General features: G+C 61.3%; 1 protein-coding gene. It reads left to right on the top strand.

Going from position 1 to position 284, the window contains the following annotated elements:
* A partial coding sequence (locus EN804_RS36670) for an outer membrane beta-barrel protein (RefSeq protein WP_135922451.1) occupies positions 1-284 on the top strand: 284 nt, incomplete at both ends.

The following is a 284-nucleotide window of genomic DNA, read 5'->3' on the forward strand; positions in this document are numbered from 1 at the left end:
CCGGTTCGGCCGGCTTCAACTTCCAGGACAGCGACCGTCTGACCAATGACGCTCCGTTCGTGACCCTGGGCCTGGGTAAGTTCATCAGCCCGAACTGGTCGCTGGACGGTGAGCTGAACTACCAGAACCCGAACTTCGACAGCAACCAGGACCTGAACTGGTCGCAGTACGGCGTCTCGCTGGACCTGCGTCGCCACTTCATCAAGGAAGGCCGCGGCTGGAACCCGTACATCGTCGGTGGCCTGGGCTACCAGAAGTCGGAAGAAGAGTACGCTGCGATCGAC

Source organism: Mesorhizobium sp. M8A.F.Ca.ET.161.01.1.1 (assembly GCF_004792105.1).
Classification (GTDB): Bacteria; Pseudomonadota; Alphaproteobacteria; order Rhizobiales; family Rhizobiaceae; genus Mesorhizobium.